This window comes from Deinococcus arboris, from assembly GCF_009755355.1.
In the GTDB taxonomy this organism is placed as follows: Bacteria; Deinococcota; Deinococci; order Deinococcales; family Deinococcaceae; genus Deinococcus; species Deinococcus betulae.
On record NZ_WQLB01000067.1, the window covers coordinates 1 to 5738 of the forward strand.

Below are 5738 nucleotides of genomic sequence, written 5' to 3' on the forward strand. Positions count from 1 at the left end.
GGAGGCGCCTAACCCGCTGCCCGCACAGCAAAAGCCCGCCGCGGAAAATGTTCTCCGCGGCGGGCCCCTCTTGGTTCAGGGCAGGGTATTCAGGAAAGGCCGGTGGGCGCCCGAAAAGTTCAGGCCGTCGGCGCGGTCCCAGTTGATGGACCAGGTCATCAGGCCGCGCAGCGCCGGATAGGTCGTGCCTGGGCGGTAGGAGCCGCAGTTGCCGCCGCTGGTCAGGCAGGTGACGGCGCGCTGCACATCCGCTGGGGTCGTGTAGCCACTGCCCGCCGAGCGTGTGCCCGACGGCAAGCCAATCGCCACCTGGTCGGCCCGCAGGCCGGGAAAGCGCTTATTGGGGTTGCCGCCCAGGTTAAAGCCGGTCAGCAGCATATCGGTCATGGCGACGTGGAAGTCGGGCGTGCCGGGCGTGTAGGTGCGGCCGTCGGTGCCGACCAGCGAGCCGGTGTTGTAGTGCTGCACATGTAGCGTGGTCAGGTCGCCGCGCAACTTGTGAATCAGAGGCAGGTAAGCCCCCCAGATGCCGCCGTAACTGGACAGGCCGCCCTGCACATACGCCGTTTCGGGCGCCATGGTCAGAAGAAAGCCTGACCCAAAGCGCGCTTTGAGGCTCTGCACAGCGCCAATCAGGTTGAGGACCGCCGGCGTGGTGGGGTTATTCAGGTCGGTGTCGCCAGGGTTCAGGGCCAGCGAGCCGCCTTCAAGGTCAATGTCCAGCCCGTTCAGGCCGTAGCGCGCGATAATGTCGCCCATCGTCCGCACGAAGTTGTCGCGCGCCGCTGCTGTGTTCAGCTGAATGTGCGCGTTGGCGCCGCCCAGACTGATCAGGACTTTCTTGCCCTTGCTCTGCTGCGCGCGAATCCCGGCGATAAAATCGGCCTCACTCTCAGCGCTGGCGCCGCAGCTTTGGGGCGGGCACAGCACGAAGGCCACCTCACCTTCCGCGCCTCCCGGCTTGTTTTCAGCGAACGACAGGTTAATTACGTCCCAGGCGGGATTGACATCCTTCATGCGGATGTAGCCGCTGCCATTGTCGAAGTTGTGCCAGTAGCCAAACAGCGCGTGTTTCGGCAGAGTGCCAGTGGGTGGGGGAGGTGGTGGCGGGGTGGTCGAGATATTGACAGTGACAGTGGCGGTGGCGGTGTTGGTGTTGCCAGCGGCATCGAAGGCTTTGGCGCTGTAGCTACGGCTCCCGTTGTTGGCACTCGTCACGGCCTCCGACGCCGTGAACGGCGCCGTCGTGTCGGTGCTCAGCAGCCGCGTGCCCTGATAGAACTCCACCTTCGTCACCCCCACGTTGTCCGACGCTGTGGCCGTCAGTGTCACAGTCCCCGCACTCGTCACCGTCCCTGGACTCGCGCTGAGACTCACGGTGGGGGCGGTGGTGTCACCGCCCGGGGGTGGGGTGGTCGTGCCGGCACAGCTGGCGCCATTGAGGGTGCAGGTGTTGACGCCCGTAAGCTGCCCAGAGCCGTCATAGCCCACGGTGACACTGCCGCCGGCGGGGATGGTGGCGCCGCCCCAGGCGTTGGGGGTGATGGTGTACAGGCCACTGCTGTCTTTGGTGATGCTGCCGCCCGCACCCCAGGCGCTGCTGCCGGCAGCGGCGTTACCGTTGAACTTGAACTTGAGGGTCCAACTGGTGATGGCGCTGGGGCCCGGGTTGGTGAGGGTGATGCGGCCGGTGAAGCCCGTGTCCCAGGTCCCCGTGCTGTCAAATGTTGCGGTGGGCCCCGTGGCCTGGGCCTGCAAGGTGGCCTGGTGCGCCACCGGCGCCTGCGTCCCACACGACCCTAGCAGCAACGTAACAGACACAAGGGCCAGTGCGGCGCGGCAATGGATAACAGACATAGGACCTCCATTCAGACGAGAAGGCGAGAACACAAGCGGAGTAAGGAGCGGCGGCGCAGGGTGACGTCGATAAGCCGCAGTGCTCCCTTCCCACGGCAAAGGTCAGGAGCGGCATTCAATCACTCAACAAAAAACGGACGGAGTTGTGGAACTCCATTAGAAAATCACAACCCGATCTCGCATCGGATGTGAAAATTATTATCAGTCTAGACAGCTGTGGTTGAGTCGAAAGATGGCAGGCGGCGGGCGTGGTCTGCGCTAGCGCCACCGTCAATCTGATATGAGGAGACATGCTTGATGAATTTGCGGTGCATGCCCTCCTGACTCCGGAAGAGCGCCTGGTGCGCCAGAGTGTGCGTGCCTTCTGTGACGCCGAACTGCTACCCGAGGTCGCGGCCTGGTGGGACGCCGGCGACCTGCCCGTGCGGGACGTGATGCGCCGGTTCGGAGCGTTGGGGCTGCTGGGGCCCACCACGCCGGAGACCTACGGCGGCGCGGGCGTGTCCTATAGCGCTTACGGCGCCATGATGTACGAACTGGAGCGGGTGGACAGTGGGCTGCGTTCGGCGGCTAGCGTGCAGGGCAGCCTGGTGATGCTGCCCATCTTCGCCTACGGTTCCGAAGACCAGCGCCAGCGCTGGCTGCCTGGCCTAGCCAGCGGCGACCTGATTGGCTGCTTTGGCCTGACCGAACCCGACGGCGGCAGTGACCCCGGCGCCATGCGCACCCGTGCCCAGCGGGACGGGGACAGCTATGTCCTGAACGGCAGCAAGATGTGGATCACCAATAGCCCTATGGCGGACGTGGCAGTGGTCTGGGCTAGGGATGAGGCTGGCACGGTGGGTGGGTTTCTGGTGCCCACGGACGCCCCCGGCCTGAGCGCCCCCAGGATTGAGCGCAAATACAGCCTGCGCGCCAGCGTAACCGGCGAACTGGTGTTGCAAGATTGCCGCATCCCGGCGGCCAATCGTCTGCCCGGCGCCAAGGGGCTTGGGGCGCCGCTGTCGTGCCTGTCCTCGGCACGCTTTGGCATTGCCTGGGGGGCAATGGGTGCGCTGGAAGCGGTTCTTCAGGCCACCCTGGACTACGCCAGCACCCGCACGACCTTTGGAAGACCCCTGGCCGCGCGTCAGCTGGTGCAGGACAAGTTGGCGCGGATGGCCACCGATCACTCGCTGGGCCTGCTGCTGGCCTGGCGCCTGGGAACTCTGAAAGACAGTGGCCAGATGAATCACGCCCAGGTCAGCTATGCCAAACGCAACAATGTGCGCGTGGCCTTGCAGGGCGCCCGCCTGGCGCGCGAGCTACACGGCGGCAACGGCATCACCACCGAATACCCGGTGATTCGGCACATGCTGAACCTCGAAACCGTAGACACCTATGAGGGTACGCACGATATCCACACCCTGATTATTGGCCGTCACCTGACCGGCCAGAGTGCGCTGGAGTAGAAAAGGACGGCACGACAACACAGCCTCCTGGCATCTCCGAGTTAACCCGTAGATAATCCGAGTTAACTCGGATAAACTGCTGGCTCAGGAGGAGCTATGGCCAGACCACCGCACAATGGACCCACCGACCGCGAGCTCACGCTGCTAAAACTGCTCTGGCGCGACGGTCCTAGCACTGTCAAGCATCTGCACAGTGTCTTTCCGCTGCGTCCGAAGCCGGCCTACACCTCACTTCAGACCAATCTTCAGGGGATGTTGGAGAAGAGGTACGTCACCCGGCAGGCCGACCAGCAGGCCCACATCTATGCCCCAGCACTCAGTCAGGCTGAGGTTGAGCGAGGAGCAGTTCACGACCTGATTCGCCGGGTTTTCGATGGTTCAGCCCTGCGGCTGTTCACCACCGCCCTGACAGATGAACAGGCCAGTGCAGAGGAGCTGAGCCAGCTTCAGGCGCTGCTCAATGACCGCCGTGATTAGCCTGCTGGTGACCTACCTGCTGCACAGCACGCTGATCCTGGGGAGTGCTCTGATCCTCGTGCGGTTTTCGCCCTTTCGGCCTGCGGCCGTGCGCGACTTGCTGCTCCGGGGGGCGCTGTGCCTGCCACTGCTGACAGCTGGTGTTGGTCCTGTTTTCTCGGGTCAGGCTGGACCCACCACTGCCGCAAAGCCGACAACTTCTGTTCGGCCCCAGACAGTTTTTCCAGAGCAGTCAGAGATGGCGGCTCACTCTGCGCCGTCCGAAGGTCAGCCTGGACTCTGGCGGGTGCAGGTTTCTGACACAGCTCCTCTCTGGCTGGCGTTGGTGGTCTGGGTCAGTCTGGGTTGCGCGGGCGTGCGCGTTGGGGTGGCCTGGTGGCTTGTTCGTTCGCGGCTTGGCCGTGTGGTAGAGGACCGCGCGCTGACACTCCAGGTTGAGCAGTTGGCCGCTGTTGCAAGGGGGCCGGCCGCACACCTGCGCTGGGCAGATATAGCAGTGCCGTGCGCTCTGGGCCGGCGCACCATTTTGCTGCCGCCGAACATCATAGAACGGCTTTCACCCAGAGAACTCACGGCAGTGTTGGCCCATGAATACGCGCATCTGCGCCGCCATGACCCGCTGTGGACCCTGGGTCTAAGCGTGCTGGCCCAGGTGCTGTGGCTGCAGCCGCTGAACCGCTGGGCACTGACCGCCTGGCGCCGGGCCAGTGAGGAATGCTGCGATCACTGGGCCGCTCGGTCCACCGAGCCGCGTGCCCTGGCCCAGGCCCTGCTCAGGCTGACAGAGCCTGGCCACGCACATTCGCACTCTTGGCCGCTGCTGACTTCGGCAGCCATAGGCTCTACCCATTTGATGCAGCGGATGACCGCACTGATGCGCCCTCTGGAGGCTCCTATGAACCGTTTACACGTTGCTGTCCTGGCCGGCTTTCCACTGCTTCTCTGGGCATTCATATCACCGCTGGCCCTGGCTGTCACCCCAGCCGCGCCGCACGGCGTGGTGGTGCTTGATGCCGGTCACGGAGGCGATGACCCTGGCGTAGTGGGCTTCGTCAGGGAAAAGGACGTGACGCTGGCACTGGCTCTTCAGCTTCAGGCCCAGCTGGAAAAAGGCGGCGTTCAGGTCATTCTGACGCGCCGGGGAGATGAGCGGCCCGCCTTTGAGGAGCGCCTACGGCTGGCCCGCCAACCAGCCAGACTCTTCCTCTCTTTGCACACTGACGCTTCTCCAGATGCTCAGTCGAGCGGCGTCAGAGCTTACGTCTCTTCGGTGGCTCAGCCACACGAGCAGACTTCCAGAGCAGTGGCGGGTCAGCTGTTGGACGCAGTGACCCTTGCCACTGGTGCCAAGAATCTGGGTGTACAGCCGATGGACTATTCCGTTCTTACCAAGGCCTCAGTGCCTGCCGTTCTCTTCAGCGTTGGGTTTGCCACGAACCCTCAGGAGGGCCGTCAACTGCAGAACGCGTCTTATCAGAAACTGCTGAGTACTGCTCTGGCCCGCTCGGTGCTAACGGCTCTGCGCTGACCCCGGCGGCTATAAGGGGGAGGGCAGTGTGAGAAGGGCCCTACGTCACGAGGTCTTGGCCGTTCCGGCTTTGAAGCAGTCATTTGAAAAGACGCTTTCCGGCGCGCGATAACCGTGCAGGCCACCGCCAAAGCTGTCCACCTTGCGCGCCAGGTATAGGTTTGCCAGAGTCTCCTCCCGGCCCCTGTGCAAGTCAGTTTCCAGGTTGCCCAGCGACTTGCAAGTCGATACGTTCAAGTGCATGGCAATCAAAAGAGCGCTGACCGTGCTGAGCACTGGGACAGGCTCGGTACGCTCTTGAAAACCATCCTCGGCTAAGGCACTGACCAAAAGGGCTACGTCATCACACCGCATCAATAGCTCTCCCTGGCTGCTGAACCTGCCATGACTGCATAAAAAAGTCAGGTTCAGAGGCGAGGGTGCTC

Annotated in this window: 4 protein-coding genes and 1 pseudogene; 3 read left to right on the top strand and 2 right to left on the bottom strand. The window is 63.5% G+C overall.

Annotated features, from left to right (window positions below):
- Window positions 1–75: 75 nt before the first annotated feature.
- Window positions 76–1857, bottom strand: coding sequence for a chitinase (locus GO986_RS22230; protein ID WP_157461714.1), 1782 nt, complete (start codon window positions 1855–1857; stop codon window positions 76–78).
- 290 nt (window positions 1858–2147) lie between these two features.
- Here GO986_RS22230 and GO986_RS22235 point away from each other — a divergent pair, with 290 nt between their 5' ends.
- From GO986_RS22235 to GO986_RS22245, 3 genes are all read left to right on the top strand, one after another.
- Window positions 2148–3308: an acyl-CoA dehydrogenase family protein gene (locus GO986_RS22235; protein ID WP_157461715.1), complete on the top strand. Its 1161-nt coding sequence runs from the start codon at window positions 2148–2150 to the stop codon at window positions 3306–3308.
- A gap of 96 nt (window positions 3309–3404) precedes the next feature.
- Window positions 3405–3785 (top strand): BlaI/MecI/CopY family transcriptional regulator, encoded by a 381-nt coding sequence (locus GO986_RS22240; protein ID WP_157461716.1) that lies wholly within the window; start codon window positions 3405–3407, stop codon window positions 3783–3785.
- Window positions 3769–5313, top strand: a complete 1545-nt coding sequence (locus tag GO986_RS22245; RefSeq protein WP_157461717.1) for a M56/M15 family metallopeptidase — start codon at window positions 3769–3771, stop codon at window positions 5311–5313. Before GO986_RS22240 ends, GO986_RS22245 begins: the two co-directional genes overlap by 17 nt.
- Before the next feature lie 45 nt (window positions 5314–5358).
- Here the strand turns inward: GO986_RS22245 and GO986_RS22250 are convergent.
- Window positions 5359–5738: pseudogene (locus GO986_RS22250) on the bottom strand (hypothetical protein); the annotation flags it as partial.

Excerpts from the sequence above, each read along its gene's own strand:
- GO986_RS22245 (WP_157461717.1), top strand. The coding sequence starts at position 3,769 with ATGACCGCCGTGATTAGCCTGCTGGTGACCTACCTGCTGCACAGCACG.
- GO986_RS22240 (WP_157461716.1), top strand. The coding sequence starts at position 3,405 with ATGGCCAGACCACCGCACAATGGACCCACCGACCGCGAGCTCACGCTG.
- GO986_RS22235 (WP_157461715.1), top strand. The coding sequence starts at position 2,148 with ATGCTTGATGAATTTGCGGTGCATGCCCTCCTGACTCCGGAAGAGCGC.
- GO986_RS22230 (WP_157461714.1), bottom strand. The coding sequence starts at position 1,857 with ATGTCTGTTATCCATTGCCGCGCCGCACTGGCCCTTGTGTCTGTTACG.